The organism is Jiulongibacter sediminis (genome assembly GCF_001306455.1).
In the GTDB taxonomy this organism is placed as follows: domain Bacteria; phylum Bacteroidota; class Bacteroidia; order Cytophagales; family Spirosomataceae; genus Jiulongibacter; species Jiulongibacter sediminis.
In genome coordinates this window covers 905,573-922,107 of sequence record NZ_LGTQ01000006.1, presented here as the reverse complement: position 1 = coordinate 922,107, position 16,535 = coordinate 905,573, and the positions used below count along the sequence as shown (strand labels likewise).

Annotated in this window: 16 protein-coding genes; 6 read left to right on the top strand and 10 right to left on the bottom strand. The window is 39.0% G+C overall.

The window, feature by feature from the left end:
- Nucleotides 1-51 precede the first annotated feature (51 nt).
- From AFM12_RS09870 to AFM12_RS09850, 4 genes are all read right to left on the bottom strand, one after another.
- A complete protein-coding gene (locus tag AFM12_RS09870) occupies nt 52-1,452 on the bottom strand; it encodes an HTTM domain-containing protein (RefSeq protein ID WP_055147367.1) in 1,401 nt (466 codons plus the stop codon).
- Nucleotides 1,453-1,455: 3 nt separating this feature from the next.
- Nucleotides 1,456-2,475 carry an imelysin family protein gene (locus AFM12_RS09865; protein WP_055147364.1) on the bottom strand — a complete coding sequence of 340 codons (1,020 nt, stop codon included), beginning with the start codon at nt 2,473-2,475 and terminating at the stop codon, nt 1,456-1,458.
- Nucleotides 2,476-2,509: 34 nt separating this feature from the next.
- Nucleotides 2,510-3,586, bottom strand: a complete 1,077-nt coding sequence (locus AFM12_RS09860; RefSeq protein ID WP_055147351.1) for a hypothetical protein — start codon at nt 3,584-3,586, stop codon at nt 2,510-2,512.
- 425 nt (nt 3,587-4,011) lie between these two features.
- On the bottom strand, nt 4,012-4,515 hold the full coding sequence (locus tag AFM12_RS09850) for a ferritin (protein ID WP_055147345.1): 504 nt from the start codon (nt 4,513-4,515) through the stop codon (nt 4,012-4,014).
- A 216-nt stretch (nt 4,516-4,731) separates the two neighbouring features.
- Between AFM12_RS09850 and AFM12_RS09845 the strand changes: the two genes are divergently transcribed.
- Nucleotides 4,732-5,046, top strand: a complete 315-nt coding sequence (locus AFM12_RS09845) for a hypothetical protein (RefSeq protein ID WP_055147342.1) — start codon at nt 4,732-4,734, stop codon at nt 5,044-5,046.
- On the opposite strand, the gene AFM12_RS09840 is transcribed toward AFM12_RS09845, so the two are convergent.
- Nucleotides 5,043-6,719: a capsule assembly Wzi family protein gene (locus tag AFM12_RS09840; protein WP_055147339.1), complete on the bottom strand. Its 1,677-nt coding sequence runs from the start codon at nt 6,717-6,719 to the stop codon at nt 5,043-5,045. The genes AFM12_RS09845 and AFM12_RS09840 overlap by 4 nt on opposite strands.
- Nucleotides 6,720-6,839: 120 nt before the next feature.
- Between AFM12_RS09840 and AFM12_RS09835 the strand changes: the two genes are divergently transcribed.
- A complete protein-coding gene (locus AFM12_RS09835) occupies nt 6,840-8,087 on the top strand; it encodes a 4-hydroxy-3-methylbut-2-enyl diphosphate reductase (RefSeq protein WP_055147336.1) in 1,248 nt (415 codons plus the stop codon).
- A gap of 333 nt (nt 8,088-8,420) precedes the next feature.
- Here AFM12_RS09835 and AFM12_RS09825 read toward each other — a convergent pair whose 3' ends face one another.
- The 3 genes from AFM12_RS09825 to AFM12_RS19990 form a co-directional block, all read right to left on the bottom strand.
- Nucleotides 8,421-9,764, bottom strand: coding sequence for a dihydroorotase (locus AFM12_RS09825; RefSeq protein ID WP_055147333.1), 1,344 nt, complete (start codon nt 9,762-9,764; stop codon nt 8,421-8,423).
- Nucleotides 9,765-10,814 carry a tetratricopeptide repeat protein gene (locus AFM12_RS09820; RefSeq protein WP_157687353.1) on the bottom strand — a complete coding sequence of 350 codons (1,050 nt, stop codon included), beginning with the start codon at nt 10,812-10,814 and terminating at the stop codon, nt 9,765-9,767. It abuts the gene before it with no gap.
- A 128-nt stretch (nt 10,815-10,942) separates the two neighbouring features.
- Nucleotides 10,943-11,584, bottom strand: coding sequence for a hypothetical protein (locus AFM12_RS19990; protein WP_131458286.1), 642 nt, complete (start codon nt 11,582-11,584; stop codon nt 10,943-10,945).
- A gap of 134 nt (nt 11,585-11,718) precedes the next feature.
- Between AFM12_RS19990 and AFM12_RS09810 the strand changes: the two genes are divergently transcribed.
- Genes AFM12_RS09810 through AFM12_RS09800 form a run of 3 tightly spaced genes read left to right on the top strand, consistent with a single transcriptional unit; the run spans nt 11,719 to nt 13,216 of the window.
- Nucleotides 11,719-12,186: a pyrophosphohydrolase domain-containing protein gene (locus AFM12_RS09810; protein ID WP_055147324.1), complete on the top strand. Its 468-nt coding sequence runs from the start codon at nt 11,719-11,721 to the stop codon at nt 12,184-12,186.
- Entirely contained in the window at nt 12,183-12,842 is a 660-nt protein-coding gene (locus AFM12_RS09805) for a YggS family pyridoxal phosphate-dependent enzyme (RefSeq protein WP_055147321.1), read from the top strand. The genes AFM12_RS09810 and AFM12_RS09805 overlap by 4 nt, the downstream gene beginning before the upstream one ends.
- Nucleotides 12,839-13,216 (top strand): DUF423 domain-containing protein, encoded by a 378-nt coding sequence (locus tag AFM12_RS09800; RefSeq protein ID WP_310586864.1) that lies wholly within the window; start codon nt 12,839-12,841, stop codon nt 13,214-13,216. The genes AFM12_RS09805 and AFM12_RS09800 overlap by 4 nt, the downstream gene beginning before the upstream one ends.
- On the opposite strand, the gene AFM12_RS09795 is transcribed toward AFM12_RS09800, so the two are convergent.
- Nucleotides 13,217-14,236: a hypothetical protein gene (locus tag AFM12_RS09795; protein WP_055147315.1), complete on the bottom strand. Its 1,020-nt coding sequence runs from the start codon at nt 14,234-14,236 to the stop codon at nt 13,217-13,219.
- 238 nt (nt 14,237-14,474) lie between these two features.
- Between AFM12_RS09795 and AFM12_RS09790 the strand changes: the two genes are divergently transcribed.
- Nucleotides 14,475-15,425 carry a DUF8428 domain-containing protein gene (locus AFM12_RS09790; RefSeq protein WP_055147312.1) on the top strand — a complete coding sequence of 317 codons (951 nt, stop codon included), beginning with the start codon at nt 14,475-14,477 and terminating at the stop codon, nt 15,423-15,425.
- Nucleotides 15,426-15,505: 80 nt separating this feature from the next.
- Here the strand turns inward: AFM12_RS09790 and AFM12_RS09785 are convergent, their stop codons facing one another.
- Nucleotides 15,506-16,522 carry a M28 family peptidase gene (locus tag AFM12_RS09785; RefSeq protein WP_082391286.1) on the bottom strand — a complete coding sequence of 339 codons (1,017 nt, stop codon included), beginning with the start codon at nt 16,520-16,522 and terminating at the stop codon, nt 15,506-15,508.
- Nucleotides 16,523-16,535: the final 13 nt, after the last annotated feature.

Below are 16,535 nucleotides of genomic sequence, written 5' to 3'. Positions count from 1 at the left end.
TAACTATTTAGATTTTGTCTAAATAAAGTCAGGCCATTCATTTGTGTGATTTTAGTCAGGAAATTCTTCAGTTAAACTCAATAGCCAGCCTTTACGTAACCAGCCATCCTTTATATTCATCAAATCCACCGAAGGGTCAATCAGCAACTGACTAGGCTTGGCATTTAGAGTGACATAGGCCTCTACTCTTACCTCAGGATTCTCCACACCTTTTTGATGATAGTAATTACCGAGAAAATGAGCATATTGAAGTATCATATCGGGCTGAAATGCCATTTGCTTTTCCTGATGAGGATTCAGAAATTCCCGATTATCAACTACACCCTCTCTACCCGTTTTGCCGTCTTTAACAAAAAAAGTGGCTGTTCCGGCCTTTTCCATGAGCATCACACGCCAACTAAAGCGATAACCCTCTTCACGCCAGAACAAACTTCCGGGGTGCAATAGATAACGCCAAGGGAAAAGAAGCTGAAAAGCAATGTAGAAAAGTAGGAGTCCGGTGGCCAGCTTCCTTGATAGCGGAGAGATGGAAGATGGAAGATGGAAATGTTCTTTTGAGAAGTTCTCCTTACTATTCAATTTATCTTCTACTTCTACCTGACTTGAGCCAAAAGACCTTACCAAATTCTGCCATCGCAGATGCCAACTATCTGAAAAGAAGATCAGTGTTATGCCCATCATCACAACAGGAAATACACCGATTTGGAATAAAATCCCTACAACTGAATGAAAAACAATTACAGCGAAATAAGCAACCAACCGGGTTGGCCGATACATTAGAAAGAAAACAATAAACGTATCATATAACATACCTGTCCAGCTAAAGACATATGGAGTCATAGGATGGGCGAAAAAAGAACCAAGTAGCGGAATTTTATCACTGGCTGGTAACCAAATTTTTAGAGGTAATGCCTCAAGAAGCCAAGGTTCATTGATCTTCGCGAGACCAGCATAGCAGTAAAGGATGAGTATTTGAAATTTGAGGATATTGATATGCCATGCATTGGTGGTTTGTGATTTTACCTTGAGCCCTCGCAGAACATCCAAACTAAACCAGCGGTTTGCAGGAATAAACATCATCAACCCAGCCACCAGACTCATAAAATAGTAATGATTCAGATAATAGGTGCTGTCGATGAGCTCCAGGTAAGTAAAAACGAAAAAAAGAATTACAATAGCCACCCTGTAAAACAAGCCCAGAGCTACAAGAATAGCAGACACCAGAAGCACCCAATGCAAAAAATGCATCCAGAAGGGTGGCAAAAGCTTAACCCACTCAAAACCAAAGTATTTGAACTGAAATTTTGTGTCAACAAAATGAAGATCAATCCAACCCAGATACATAAACCGGGCCGTAGAGACCGCCATCAACAGGCCAAAAACAACCCTGAAAGTTGCTAAAGGATAAATGGCCTTTTCAGCCCAAAGAAACCTGTCGATAAAAGTCTTCATGTCTTAATCTCCATCACCACTACTGTAGGTAATGGCGATTCCAAGTAAAGAGGACATATCACTTTTAAAGAATCGTGTTAGTTTCTGAAGTTCAGTATGAAGAATAATCAGATTTGGATTCTGATCAAGATTTGACTCCGAAAAGTCTGATGAATCGCAAGCTTGAAAAGCTCCCTGCACAGCTTGAATTTGCTCCTCAGCAGAAAGAATTAAGGCCTCACCACCTTCTACAGAGTTTAAATAAGCCTTAAATCCTTTCTGCGGAGATCCATTCCAAATGGAGACAAGGGTTTCAAAATGTTGTTTTGCAAAATCCAAAGAATAACCCGAAAACCGAGCCTCTACATTCGATTGAACAGCCGAAGTCTGTCCCGGTCTTAATCCTAATGGCAATCCAATTTTAAAATTTTTCAAACCTTCAAAGCTTTTGACAAATTCATTGTATAAAGCTGATGTAGAGCTACCCGCTGAAGTGCCGTCATTGAGGATAAATTCATTCTTATAATTCTCCCAGCGGCTATCTACTTCAGATACTCGTTCAAGAATATCCTCAAGACACTTCTGAGCATATTCTTCACGGCCATTCAGATTCCAAGCTTCATCATTGAATAGCAAATATTCCAGGGTCAAAAGACCTCGAGAATCTCTCCTGAAATCCTCAAATTGAAAGTTATTCTTCTGTATCTTCTCCTGAATTAGTGTAATATCCACAGGGAAAGTAGCTATTTCCTCAGTTAGAGACTTCACCAGAACATCTTCCTCTGCCGGACCAAAATTATAGGGTGTCACCTTTAAAAAGGCAAAATAAACCTCTTTCCACTGAGCTTGGGCCTCCTTACGATTAGAAATAGCATTGCTGAGTTCAACCAACTCTTCTTTTAAGCTTTGATAAGCAGGCCTTATGAAATCATCAGCATACGATTGAAGAAAAACCGTACGGTCAAAGTCAACCTGATTCTCGGGAGTTTTATCAGGCTGACACGCCATTATAAAAATCAGAACAAGCGGTAATAACTTTTTCATAGTTTGCCGAAGAGTTTTTATTGCCACGATTTTCCTATCTGTTTTGCTCACTCACCCAGTTCTTTCTGAACTCCTCCATTTGCTGATCACTGAAGCCATATATTGTTTGAAGACGATCCAAAACCTGAACAATTTTGGCTAACTCGGTAGATGGAGATGAAAGAATATTCAAGGTGGTTGGTGTTTGACCTACAGGAACATTAAGAAGTTCCAGAATTTCATCAATTTCCGTATCCGTAATGATTTTTCGATCTACTGTTCTAAAACCATGAATAAAACCCAGAACCTCAGAGTAAGAGTGCAAGGCCGATGAAATGGCATCATCGTTTGGGTTCGTTGCTGAAAGTTTCGACAGAACAGAGTAGATATAATTGATCGCCGTAGCGGCACTACCCTTCTCCCAATTTTCAAAAATTTCTTGTATCGCTTCATCTCTCTCTTTCTCAAAATCACCCTCAGCCTTTTGAGCCGCCTGAAATTTAATCAAACCATTCTTGACACCAGAGTAGAAACCGTTACCATCATTTTTATCTCTACGGGCTATATAACCTGCAATAAACCTATCAGGGTTTGTATGTAAACTACCGTTATTACTGCTTGAAAAATCAGGATGTGCTCCAAAAAGTGCAAGAATCTGATCTGCAGTTTTCTCATCAGGGTTAGCAGCCAACTGCGAAGCTTTGTTGTAAAAAGCCGCCGCATAAAGCCCTTTTTCTATCAACTGCTCATTTTCAATTCCGTAATAAGTAAACAAATAGGAGCCGTACACACCACCTTGAGCACCAGGACTAAACTGCTGCCCGCCACTGTTGCTTATCAATGATCCAAGAAGATCATTAGTGATTAAACTGTTAAAATATGTTGTAGAAAAAGGCGAAACAATCCCTAAAAATGCATTGGCAACGTTTTGATCTACTTTCTCTCCTACTCTACCTCTTTTCATTTCGGTTGATAAACCACCCAAAGCTTCCAAAGCCGCCAACTCCGAGGAGGCATTCAGCTCAAAAGAAGAACCATCATAGTTTTCAGGAATTTCTAGCTGACGTTCCACATCTACTGTTTCACATGATAATATACCGAACGTCAGAGCCAACAGAATAACTAATCTCATACTATTTTTATTTAGAACAAATTTAAATTGGGTCGCAAACTTAGCCTGAAGAGGGCTATCAGGTCAAGTCTATTTAGAATTATTTTAAATTATATTAGGGAATTACTCTCACAACTTGAAAATCTTCAATTGGTAGTTTAAAGGGCAAGTGAGAGGTTTTGAAAACTTTAAGCTTTGGACAGCTTTTACAATGCTTCCCTTTCTTTTTGAATTTCTTGCAGCATTTTTTCAATACACCGCAGTGATTATCCCAAGGTTCTGAATAAAAAGGATTTCGACCTTGTTCTTCCTGCAAATCATCTATTGAAGTCACCTCTACAATCATCTTGAAGTCAATTTGATATGCAAAGTTAATTTTTATTTAGATTAATTATAAACAATGCCGAAAAAATTTGGAGAACGGCGTTCTCCAAAAAAGAAATTCTCTAAGCTGCCGGACCCAATTGACGTTTCAGCAGTTCGTCATTTAACAAATACAGAGCCGATGAGTTGTCTCCGATCATTTTGAGCTTCATTAGCAGATTCTTTACGGTGGCCTCTTCTTCTACCTGCTCCGTAACAAACCATTGCAAAAAGGTATGTGTGGCAAAATCCCCTTCATCCAGAGCCTGCTTTACGAGTGTATAAATGCTTTTGGTGACCAACTTCTCATGAGCCAGAGTCTGCTCAAAACAATCTTCTATAGAAGCAAATTCACTGGGGGGAGCGTCTATAGCCATCATGGTAATTTTGGCATCAACCTCATGAAGATAATCAAACTGTTTCTCGGCATGCTGAAGTTCTTCCTGAGCCTGAACCTTAAAATAATTGGCGAATCCATCAAGATCTCTGTCCAGAAAATACGAACACATTGAGAGGTATAAGTGAGCAGAATAAACTTCTTTGTTGTATTGCTCATTAAGCATTTGCTCCATTTTTTTGCTGATCATAGCTGACTGTTAGATTTACAAATCATCAGGTTGAAGTAGTGTCTTGACTGATAATTTGAAAGTATGGTTTATTTTATAAACAAAAAATCCTGCTTCAAGGGCAGGAGGCTTGTTGAAACGGTTCCCCGTAAATATTATGCTCTTAAAACGCCAAGACTTACCTTTTTGTTTCATCGTTGAAAAATAATTTAATTATTTTTCAATTTATTTGTCACAATGACGACATCTGAGATAATTAAGGTTGAAATCAATTTTAATGAGGAAAAACTTGCCTTTCGCGGAAGCTCCTCCTCCATCTCCTTATATACGAACTTAAGTCAGGCCTTTAAGGCTTTGGAAGCGGCTCTATTACTAAATCAATGGGAAGTAGAAAACTTCAATTACACTGCAATCTATCGGGAGTTAAGACTGAAAGAAAGTTACGTGAAGGTAGTTCGATTAAAAGGAACAAACTTCTTTGTGATTAAAATCTCGAAAGTCACCCTGAACCCGAAACTGAATAACTTTGATTTAATGCGAGCTCCAGATTAGAAAAGGTAATCCTCCTTCCAGGCATTATAACGTATACCAAACTTGAAAAGATTTTCATTTTGATCCCCGGAAATTCCAAAAAACCGTCTCTTCTGATAAGAAACATCAATCCAGAGGTTATGGTATAACATATATGAAGACGAAAGCCTTAAAAGTCTGATAGTTCCTTTGGCTCCCTGTCCTATCGAATTTCCAAATTCCAAAGGCCGGTTTACTCTGTAGTTTTTTGAGAGATCTCCACCCCAATTTAGCGTATCGCTATCGTACCCTTTTTGATTCCAGAGGTAAGTCAAAGTCATGTTCAATCGGTCAACGGGCTGATATCTACTCCTTAGAATAGTTTCTTTGAAATTGGCACCAAGCGGGTGAGCCATCGGCAAATTATAATTCAGCAGATTACTGTAGGTCGTAAAATGGCTGAAGGTATAAGGTCTGGCATAATTATATTCGAATTGGAAATCGAGATTACGAGCTCCCAGAAAATCAAAGTACTTCATCCCCAGCTGCCCGGCATTTTTTTGTCCATACCAGCCATCCTCGTCATTTTGAGATCGGTTAAACTCATCTAGAACTAACTGACCATAAAGAGAAACCCTTTTGGCCAGATTTAACTTAAAATCTGCCCCAACTAAAGCATTGTCTGAACTACCAATTAGACCTTCTACGAAACGGTAAAAGATAACAGGGTTAAGGTAATTCATGTCAAACTTACGATCACCAAACATTACCATTTCAAACAATCCCAAATTGAAATTTTTAGTAACATTGAGATTTAAATGATGAAAAACCATGAATTTGGGTGGAATCACCTCCAAGTCCGCCACGTCAAAATCCTCCTGAACATTATTCATTTTGGCGAGTAAGTTCTGATACTCTAATCGACCAAGTTTGACATTTGCGGCAAAATTGAAATATGGCGAACTGAAATCGCTGAGAATCATTGATCGAATACCCGAGCCAATGAAGTTTTTTGAATGCCCGAGTCGCAGCATAATGTTTTTACTCGGATAAAACATCAGATAGCCCTCCGCCTGAAAATAATCCCGTACCATATTCAGACTATCACCATTGACCACTTTGGTATAACCATTATAAGGGTATCCATCCGTATTGAGCACAAAGTCACGCACATAAAAAGGGGTGCCAGCCTGATTTTCACTGAAGTAAGTATAGAAACCCAACTTGTTATTTACTGAGCCTCTAATTCTAATCCCACGAGTGTTTATGAATGTATTTTGCTTTTCTCCTTCTAAACTGCTACTTCCTCCTCCAAAATGAAAAACAGGATTTACATGAATATCAAATTCATCATTCTTAAAATGATAGAAGTCTGATCTTTGCTGAAAAAACAGATTCCAAAGTCCTTTTTCTTGTTCAGGCTCATCGCTCAACCATTCCCAACTATCCTGCTTTAAATACCTAAGATTAAAAGAGTCAACTTTTGAGAGGCCCATGCTATCCGTTTCCATGGCCTCCAGATAGCTCGCAACCCGACGCCTTTCAAAAGGCTTCACATTCACGTGATATTCAATCGCTAATTGCCCGGATTTTACCTCATATCTCTCCAGCAAGTAATAATAATCTGTTGAATAAGGAATATTTCCACTCTGCCCAAAAAGAGAAAGGCTAATGAAGAAAAAAGCGATGAAGGTTCTCAGTGGCTGAAAAGGCATATTTTTCTAAAGCGAGGCCAAATTTAAGGAATAATCAAATGGGCTTCTCAGAGAAAACGTACTTTTGCAACCAACTCCGCCCGGCTCTTGTTTAGTTAGTGCTGCATCGTAAAAAACCGTATGAAGAAATTTAATATTCCTGAGTTTTACCGAAGCCCCATTATTGGTGGTATCAAAGAGCATAGAAGATCATTGGATAAACTCAAAAAAGACTTCAGCCCTACCATCCTTGATTTTGGAGACTCAACAATTCATCTGGCAAGGCATTTTGGTTTTTGCTATGGAGTAGAAAACGCGGTAGAAATAGCTTATCAAACACTGGATGAAAATCCGGACAAAAGGGTTTTTCTACTCAGCGAGATGATTCATAACCCTGAGGTAAATGCCGACTTACTTTCAAGGGGTGTTAAATTTCTTATGGACACTTCAGGCAATGATCTTATCGACTGGACAAAGTTAAAGCCTGGTGATATAGTGATAGTGCCCGCATTCGGCACCACTTTGGAGATTCAGGAAAAGCTCAATAAAATCGGCATTGATCCTTATAAATTTGATACCACCTGCCCTTTCGTAGAAAAAGTATGGAATAGAGCAGCTCAGATTGGTGAGAGAGGATATACAATTATTGTTCATGGTAAACCAAAGCATGAAGAAACCAGAGCTACCTTTTCTCATAGTAAAGAAAAAACACCAACTCTGGTCTTAAAAAACATTGAAGAGGCTCAAAAACTTTCAAAGTTTATCAAAGGCGAGAGTAGCAAGGAGTTATTCTTTGAAGAATTCAAAAATCAATTTTCAGAGGGTTTTGACCCTGAACTCCATTTAAAGAGAATTGGGGTGGTGAATCAAACAACGATGCTTGCCTCTGAAACTCAAGAGATCTCCGATTATTTAAAATCGGTAATCCAGCAACATTATCAGCTGAATGAAGATGATCTTCAAACACATTTTGCAAATACCAGAGATACACTTTGCTACGCAACTAATGACAATCAGGAAGCCACGTATGAGCTACTCAAAACGGATGCAGATCTGGCCATAGTGGTTGGAGGATATAACAGCTCAAACACCAGTCACCTTGTAGAGCTTTGTGAACAAAAGCTTCCTACTTACTTTATACGCTCTGCAGAAAGCCTGATTTCTGGTCAAACCATAAAACATTTTGACCTTCATAAAAAAGAGGAAATCACCACCCATAACTATCTCAAACCTCAAAAAAAGCTTAATATCCTTTTAACATGTGGAGCCTCTTGCCCCGATGCTATTATGGAGGGTGTTTTGGTGAAACTTCATTCATTTTTTCAAAATAATGTTTCGATAAAAGGCGTTATTGAAGGGATGAATATTGAGATAAGTCATATTGACTAAGCCCTCTTTATTTCATATATTTACAATACAGTTTATATTAATTATTGAGTTGTTCATTAAACCTTTAGTACTAATGAGTATGTCTATGCTTGAGTACGTGAAATTAATTTTGGAGAAGGTTAGTTTTGACAAAAAGTTGTTTGAAAAAGAATTAAAAAAAGGCCTGCTTACACTAGTGCCTGACGAGGTCAAACAACTAAAAGAATGGTGTTATACCAAGTTTGGTAATATCTATAGGACTATCCTGAACAAAATTTTCAACCGACCTCAATTCACTTGAATAAAAAAGCCTCCGTTTTAAGCGGAGGCTTTTTTATGTTTCAGAGGCCATTGTTATTTCCTATCAAAAAGAATTCTCTTTCCTTTTACAGACTCATCAAAACTGCCGTTACTGTATACATGATGCCCGGAAACTATGGTATCCGTCACCTGACTTCCAAAGGTATGCCCCTCAAAAGGTGACCAACCGCACTTAAATAAGACGTTCTCCTTTTCGACCGTAGTAGAATTGTTCAGATCCACTATTGCGATATCAGCCCAATAACCTTCTCTCAAATACCCTCTTTCTTTTATTTCAAAACAAATAGCCGGAGCATGAGCCATTTTCTCTACTATTCGTTCCAGACTGATTTTGCCTTGCTTATAAAAATCAAGCATAGCTAAAAGGCTATGTTGAATCAATGGAAGACCCGAAGGAGCCTCCCAATACGCCTTTTGCTTTTCTTCCCATTGGTGCGGAGCATGATCGGTAGCAATAACGTCAAAATGGTCATCAAGCAAGGCTTGAAACAGGTTTTCACGATGATCATGCTTAATGGCCGGATTACACTTGATCAAGTTGCCCTTTTCCCTATAATCCTCAGCATCAAACCAAAGGTGATGAACACAAACCTCAGCCGTAATCCTTTTTTGCTCCAGAGGCATTTTGTTATCAAAAAGGCTTATCTCTCCTGAAGAGGAAATATGCAAAATGTGCAGTCTGGCATTGTACTTCTTAGCCAGAGAAACAGCCATATCTGAAGAAATAAGGCAGCCTTCTTCGTTTCTAATAATGGCATGAATATCATAAGGAACATCCTTCCCATCATATATGGCTTTATATTTCTCAAAATTATTCCTCACTGTTGCCTCATCCTCACAATGCGTGGCAATAAGACCCGGGAAGGCTGAGAAAAGCTTTGACAAAACAGTTTCATTATCAACGAGCATATTCCCCGTAGAGCTTCCCATAAAGATTTTCAGACCACAGATCTTTGAAAGGTCAGTCTTCATGGCTTCTTCATAATTGTCATTAGAAGCTCCCATATAAAACGAATAGTTTGCTAATGCACTAGTAGCGGCTATATCATACTTGTCTTGCAGAAGCTCCTGAGTAAGTGCATTAGGTACTGTGTTCGGCATTTCCATAAAGGTAGTAGTACCTCCGGCCACACCCGCCCGGGCCTCTGTGTAAATATTTGCTTTGTGTGTTAAACCAGGCTCTCTGAAATGAACCTGATCATCAATTACTCCCGGCAGAACATGCTTACCTTCCGCGTTAATTTCCTTAACCTCAAAATCCACATTTATTGAGGGGGCAATTCGATCAATTCTTCCATTTCTAATAAGAATATCCGATACCTCAATTTTACCCTCATTGACAATCTGGCCACCTTTGATCAGTAAATCTTTACTCATTTATAATTCGTCTAGTAGTTTTTTTGCTTCACTTCTTACCCAGTTATACTCTGCCATAGCCAAGGCATCTTCTAAAAGCTCTTCAGCCTCTGATTTATTCCCGTTTGCCAACTTAATTCGACCTGAACCCAGTTTAGCCATACTCACAAAATCATCTGTATGGCCTCCGTTGGCCTTAAGTAACAAAACCTTTTCGTAAAAGCCTTCTGCCGTTTTAAAGTCTCCGCTTCTATCGGCAATAAGGCCTTTGAAAAGCAAATATCCCAATTTTTGATCAGTCCCAGAGAAGAGCCGTAGTTTTTCTACAGCTTTTTGAGCACCCGCCAACTCATTATTAGCCACTAAACTTTGGACATATCTCAAATAAAAATCAGGGTTTTTGGGGTACTTCTGAACAAGAGATTGATAAATCCGTAAGGCTTCAGCATTTCGGTTTTCATATTTCAGGTAAATCCCTCCAAGGTAATTCTTTGCCTCTACTTTAGAAAAAAGAGCTTTTTGACCAGCCTGATTCAAGGCTATTAACCCATTGGCTTTGCTACCACCTTTAAAGAAATAAATGATTGGCTTTATCTGAGGATGCGTTTCAGGATACTGTTCTCTGTAAAACAAATACATCCCGTTAGTAAATAAGAAATCAGGATTTTGTTCAACCAAATCAAAACCATCTTTTAAGAATGAATAAGCCACTTTTGCTTCCAGACCAGCTTTGATATAATCATGATTATGATGATGTACTCTGGCTATAAAACCATGGGAAGAAAGTAAATAAAAGGTAGCCTCCGCCTTATAATTCTCAATTTTAACCAGCTTTTGAGCCTCCCTTTTACATTGTTCTAATAAGCCTAGATATTCTTTAGCCTTTGCCGGATTGGCCTCTATAGGCTGGTACCTCCAAAAAAGGTTTGTTGCCTTTAACAAATAACTCACCGGATGCCCTGAATACTTTTCATAAACCGGTTGAAGAGTTTTTGAAGCTTTATCAAACTCCTGATTATAAATAGCATCTAATCCATCAATGACAAATTGATGGCTGTCTCTATCATTCAAAAATTGTGCTTTTGCACTACAGAAAAATGTTCCTAGAAAGAGAATTGAGAGAAATATTTTTGAAATCATGTATACAAAAAAAGCCCCTCCTTAAACGGAGAGGCTATTTATATTATTTTCAGAAGAAATTACAATTGCGTTGGCACTGTAACAGTTCTGTTCAGGTAATTTACAACTTGCTCATAGTCTGAAAGATCAACACCAGAAGATTTCAAAGCAGCCGCCTGAGTTTCTTCAATCACTACGAATTTGAAACTTAAGTCAGAACCTGGAGCATAAGATTTACTTCCGCCAAATAATTGAGTCTGACTCTTGTAATATAAATTGACAACACCTGTTCCATAAGAAAACTGCAAAGATTCAACAGATGAGTCGATTTCTTTAGATAATGAGATCGGAAGGCTGTACTTGAAATCTCCACTCACCAAGTAGGCCAAAACAGCCATGTCAGAGGTCACCATATCGTTACTAACCTGAGCAGCACCCCATTGACTTGTAGAACCTGTTCCAATTCCAGGAACTTCGGTGGTAACCCAGTCAGCTACAGCTACAGTGTGAGTAAAGCTATTTACGTTTGAGTTTCCGGTATCGCCTTTCTCACCGGCAGGACCAGTTGGACCAGTTGGACCAGTAGGACCGGCAGGGCCAGTAGGACCAGCAGGACCTTGAGGACCTGGATCACCCTGAGGACCAGTATCTCCTGTACATGATGTAAAAGCTACCGTGGATGCTAGGGCCAGCACGCTAAACAACCTAACTAATTTCTTCATAATTTTCAATTTAAGAATATTTGACTTGTAAGTTCTTAGCAATATTACTCGAATTATGAGAACTTTGCAAACCATCCAAAATGATAATTTATTTTACGGCAGGCTAATTTTGCCGACTATAAAAACCATAAAAAATGCAGTCACCAGATTCTCTTTCACAAGTAGCTGATTTTCACAGAACTTTCCATCATCCAATTCTTGAAAAGCCCGAAATACCTTCAAAACAAAGGTGCGATTTGCGGGTAGAATTGATATCAGAAGAGCTTAAAGAATTGCAGGAAGCAATCGATGACAAAGACATCGTGGAGATTGCAGATGCTCTTTGCGATATTCAATACGTTTTATCCGGTGCAATTCTGGAATTTGGGCTTGGTGATAAATTCAAAGAACTCTTTGATGAAGTACAACGCTCTAACATGAGTAAAGCCTGTAAAAACGAAGAAGAAGCTCAGGCCACAGTTAAGCATTATGAGGCAAAAGGCACCACCTGCTTCTACAAAAAAGATGGCGACAAATATCTGGTTTTCAGAGAAGGGGATCACAAAACCTTGAAAAGTGTGAATTACTCGCCTGCTAATCTTAAAGGTATTCTTGAAAAATGAGCATAGCCAAAAGCATTGCGGAGATTGAGGAGAAAATTGAGGGCAAAGCCAAGTTGATTGCAGTCTCAAAAAAGCAGCCAAATGAAAAATTGCTGGAGGCATACAAGGCCGGTTTTAAAAGACTGGGTGAAAATTATGTTCAGGAGCTTTGTGCCAAACAGGAGGAGTTACCAAAAGACATTGAGTGGCACATGATCGGGCATTTACAGAGCAATAAGGTCAAATACATTGCTCCATTTGTTCACATGATTCATTCTGTAGATTCATTCAAACTCCTCAAAGAGATTAATAAACAGGCACGGAAAAATGAGCGTACTATTGATTGCCTGTTACAAATTTTCATCGCCGAAGAAGACTCAAAAACAGGTATGGAAGAGCAGGAACTTTGGGATCTTTTGGCTAATCCCGCATTAAGAGATTTGGAAAATGTTCGAATCTGCGGGCTCATGGGTATGAGTACTTTCACAGAAAATACTGCCCAGGTTGAGAAGGAATTCAGAAACCTGAAAAGAATTTTTGACAAACTCAATGAAAAACACCCGGAACTACCAGCCACTGAAATTTCAATGGGCATGAGTGGCGACTGGCCGCTTGCAATCAACTGTGGCAGTACGATGATCAGAGTAGGAAGTGCAATTTTTGGAGCAAGACAATGATGATAAACAAGAATTTCTTAAAAACAGGAGCAATTTTCGGTCTTTTGGCCGTAGCTCTCGGGGCTTTCGGAGCTCACGCTTTAGAGCCGCATCTTATTGCGACAGGACACCTGGACACCTATGAAAAGGCTGTGAGTTATCAGTTTTATCATTCATTAGCCTTAATCCTTGTTGCCATGCTTTTTGAAGTATTGAAAAATAAGTGGATTAAATACTCCGGTATCGCATTTATCATAGGGGTAATCTTTTTTTCAGGATCGCTATATTTAATCTGCTTTACGGGTATCACCACTTTTGGTGCTGTAGCACCAGTGGGAGGTACAGCTTTTATTGCAGGTTGGCTGTTCCTGTTTTTGGCAACATTCAAATCCTGATTACTGGGTAAGGCGATTAAGATTTAACTCAAGTACTTCACCCATATTCTTGCATTTTGAAAAGGCCCTGGTTTTGTGATGATGATTAAGTTCTTTTTTAATTTCATCCAGATTCTCATCCAGATAAATTTTGTCTTCTTTCATGACCTCCATAAGGTCATGCAACCTCACTTTTTCAGATTGTATCCGATTGCCTATTAAAGCCCGTTCTTCTTTCTGATACTGTCGTACTGACTCTGAGGTCATATATTTCATCCCCATTTCAATAATGGCATTATTCTGCTTGAAATACTGAGGCATATAAACCGATTTACTGCCTTCATAACTCTGCTGATCAAAGTCAATGGCTCTGATGCGATAATGAAAGTCCTCAAAATCAGGTGTAATTATGACCACAAAATTTGAAGAGTGCATGTCACCCAATAGCCTCGCAAAGCATCTTTCGTTAAACTTCACAAATTCTTTGGCCAGTCTGATTGGGTTTAACTTTGGGTCACTTAAATGCTCTGCCATGAAAAGGTCTCCGGGAATTCCGGCGATGTGCTCCTCAACCAAAGTATCCTTATGCGTTTTGTAACTAATCACGTTTGGCGAAAGCAAGTGCTCTAACTCAAGTCCGTAAACTCGTGAAGCATCCGCATTTTTGATGTAGAAATAATCATAATTATCGTTTACCATATTGATAATTCTGATTCTGAACGGAGAAGTATTGGCGTAAGTACAAGTGTCTACCCGATCTACTACCAGGTGTTTGATCACTGATGCGTCTCCATCTGTTTTTAAATCGGCATAGATTTCTTTAAGGTTGTGATAAATCTCTGCCAGGTCTGATTGCGGATAGGTAACAGTTTCCCAAAGTGTGTCATTATTATTTTTATCCAATAGTGGCATACTATTGTCAAAACGTAACAAATCAGAGTATTTGAGGGGCAGATCCTCTTCCCTGCCATATTTGATGAGATATTTCCTTAGTTCTTCATTTATTTTAAATGGTATTTTTTTCTTGGAAATCAGTGCCATCGATAGACTTTGGATAAATTTCTTAAAATTTGCTTAAAAAAAGTATTTCGCCAATAATAAAGACTCTAAACTATAGTTAATCAATTGCATTTGCACGAAAAGAGTCAAAGAATCTGGATTGAATTACATCGAAATTGTCTGACTTTTAGTCGATAAAATACAATTTTACATCGATTAAAAAATAAAATCGTACCTTTGCACTTCTTTTCTCCTAAACAGAAAATAACAAGAATTTAAAATGGAACAATCAGAATCAAACAACAGCTCAGTATTAAAGGCCGGCCTTATACTAGCTGTGGCTATTGCCGCCGTCTTAGGATATTTATATTTCAAGGAGCGTCAGAAAGTAGCCGAAAAAGTAGTAGAAGTTAGCGAAGTCAACAGAGATTTAATGCTAACGAACACCAAACTTGACTCTATTAGCACTCAGCTTGATGCAAGAATCGCTGAGGTAACAGCTTTAGGCGGTCAGGTTGATGAACTTGAAGCATTAAAGGCTCAGCTAGAGAAAGACAAGAGAAATCTAATCTACTCTAAAAATGTAAGCCTGAAAGAATATCAGGATAAGATAGCTAACTATGAACTGGCCCTGACTGAAAAAGATAGTGAGATACGGAAGCTAAAAGAGGCCAATATGATTCTTACCAGCGAAAATGAAGTTCTCCTGACTGAAAAAACTCAACTGGAAGAGGTAAAAGCAGATCTTGAAAATACCACTGCAACGCTGAAAGACAGTGTTTTTGCAATCAACACTAAAAATGCTGAGCTAAGTGAGAAAGTATCATTAGCCGCTGCTCTAAGACCCATGAATTACGCTGTGTCAGCAATTAATTCAAGAGGCAAAGAGAGAGACGGTGAAGAATTTAAAGCCAGAAGAGTAGAAAAAATTAAAGTTGCCTTCAAACTGGCTGAAAACCCACTGACCAAAAAAGAGAACAAAACTGTTTATATGAGAATGCTTGACCCTACCGGTTCTGTAATCTCAGATATGGCTACAGGTTCTGGAACGTTCAGCTTCGGTGGTAAAGAAACCGTTTACACTGCTAAGCAAACTATCATGTTTACCAATAATGGCCAGACCGTTGACTTCATTTATGACAGAGGTGCAGATTACGAATCAGGTAGCTACACCATAGAATTATTCTCCGAAGGTTACCGCATTGGTCAAACGACCTTTGCCGTTAAATAAGACAAAGAATAAAGTTGAAGATTAAAAGGAAAGGCCCGTGCGATGCACGGGCCTTTCCTTTTAGAAGCCTTTGAGATTTCTCAGATCACCCCGTTTTCCTGATAAACCGTTTGCAACATAGTCTCACCAACAGCTTTCAAAGTATTCTCATCAATGGCCTCCATATTATCATCGTGGGTATGCCAATGGTCAAAGAATGTCTGATCTCCCATTTTCTGGTCTATAATATCTATCATCGGAATTTTTCGGTGAATTATGACCGGAATGTGATCATCAAGAATATCTCCTCCATTTTGAGAGATGAAATAACCGCTGTAGCCTTTTGCTGAAGCAATATTCCAGATTTTATTCACAACTGAAGGAGCCACCTGCATAGAAGCTTTATCTTTCATAAAAGTGGCTCCTTTAGCCCCAACCATATCCACCAAAATACCGTAAAAGGCCGAATAGCCTTCTTTATGAGGATTTTTAGCCCAGTGTTCTGAACCCATCAAATAGCCCCCGTAATCATTTCTGGATGAACTGGGTCCGTTTGCAGGATCACCACCATCTTCAAGATCGAAGAATATGAAATCTATACCAATATTAGGCTTAGTTTCAGATTTACTAATCTCCTCAGCCATTTGAAGTAAAACAGCCACACCACTACCGCCGTCGTTCGCACCCGGGATCGGTTCATTCATTCTTTCATCATCCTGATCCGCGATTTCACGGGTATCCCAGTGGGCCGCCAGCACTATCCTTTTGGAAGCCGAAGGATTATAGGAACCAATAATATTTCGCCCCGGCACACTCTTAAACTTTACAGAAACACCCTCAAAATTTTGTTCTGTAACCTCAAGACCACTTTCTTTCAATTGATTTACAATCCAGTCGCCACAGGCTGTATGAGCTGAAGTATTTGGTACTCGCGGCCCAAAATCAACTTGCGTTTTAACCTTTGAGTAAGCTCCAGCAGCATCAAAAGCCGGAGCTTTTACGGTAATAACCTCTTGTTTCGATTGAGTTATTTCTGAGCTTTCATTCGTTGTGTTTTTGCATTGCATCAGTAAAAAGGCACTGAACAGCAATGCAGAAATTTTGATACTTGACTTCATCTGTCTATTTTTG

Coding starts and splice junctions, on each gene's coding strand:
- AFM12_RS09870 (WP_055147367.1), bottom strand. CDS start 1,452: ATGAAGACTTTTATCGACAGGTTTCTTTGGGCTGAAAAGGCCATTTAT.
- AFM12_RS09865 (WP_055147364.1), bottom strand. CDS start 2,475: ATGAAAAAGTTATTACCGCTTGTTCTGATTTTTATAATGGCGTGTCAG.
- AFM12_RS09860 (WP_055147351.1), bottom strand. CDS start 3,586: ATGAGATTAGTTATTCTGTTGGCTCTGACGTTCGGTATATTATCATGT.
- AFM12_RS09850 (WP_055147345.1), bottom strand. CDS start 4,515: ATGATCAGCAAAAAAATGGAGCAAATGCTTAATGAGCAATACAACAAA.
- AFM12_RS09845 (WP_055147342.1), top strand. CDS start 4,732: ATGACGACATCTGAGATAATTAAGGTTGAAATCAATTTTAATGAGGAA.
- AFM12_RS09840 (WP_055147339.1), bottom strand. CDS start 6,719: ATGCCTTTTCAGCCACTGAGAACCTTCATCGCTTTTTTCTTCATTAGC.
- AFM12_RS09835 (WP_055147336.1), top strand. CDS start 6,840: ATGAAGAAATTTAATATTCCTGAGTTTTACCGAAGCCCCATTATTGGT.
- AFM12_RS09825 (WP_055147333.1), bottom strand. CDS start 9,764: ATGAGTAAAGATTTACTGATCAAAGGTGGCCAGATTGTCAATGAGGGT.
- AFM12_RS19990 (WP_131458286.1), bottom strand. CDS start 11,584: ATGAAGAAATTAGTTAGGTTGTTTAGCGTGCTGGCCCTAGCATCCACG.
- AFM12_RS09810 (WP_055147324.1), top strand. CDS start 11,719: ATGCAGTCACCAGATTCTCTTTCACAAGTAGCTGATTTTCACAGAACT.
- AFM12_RS09805 (WP_055147321.1), top strand. CDS start 12,183: ATGAGCATAGCCAAAAGCATTGCGGAGATTGAGGAGAAAATTGAGGGC.
- AFM12_RS09800 (WP_310586864.1), top strand. CDS start 12,839: ATGATGATAAACAAGAATTTCTTAAAAACAGGAGCAATTTTCGGTCTT.
- AFM12_RS09795 (WP_055147315.1), bottom strand. CDS start 14,236: ATGGCACTGATTTCCAAGAAAAAAATACCATTTAAAATAAATGAAGAA.
- AFM12_RS09790 (WP_055147312.1), top strand. CDS start 14,475: ATGGAACAATCAGAATCAAACAACAGCTCAGTATTAAAGGCCGGCCTT.
- AFM12_RS09785 (WP_082391286.1), bottom strand. CDS start 16,522: ATGAAGTCAAGTATCAAAATTTCTGCATTGCTGTTCAGTGCCTTTTTA.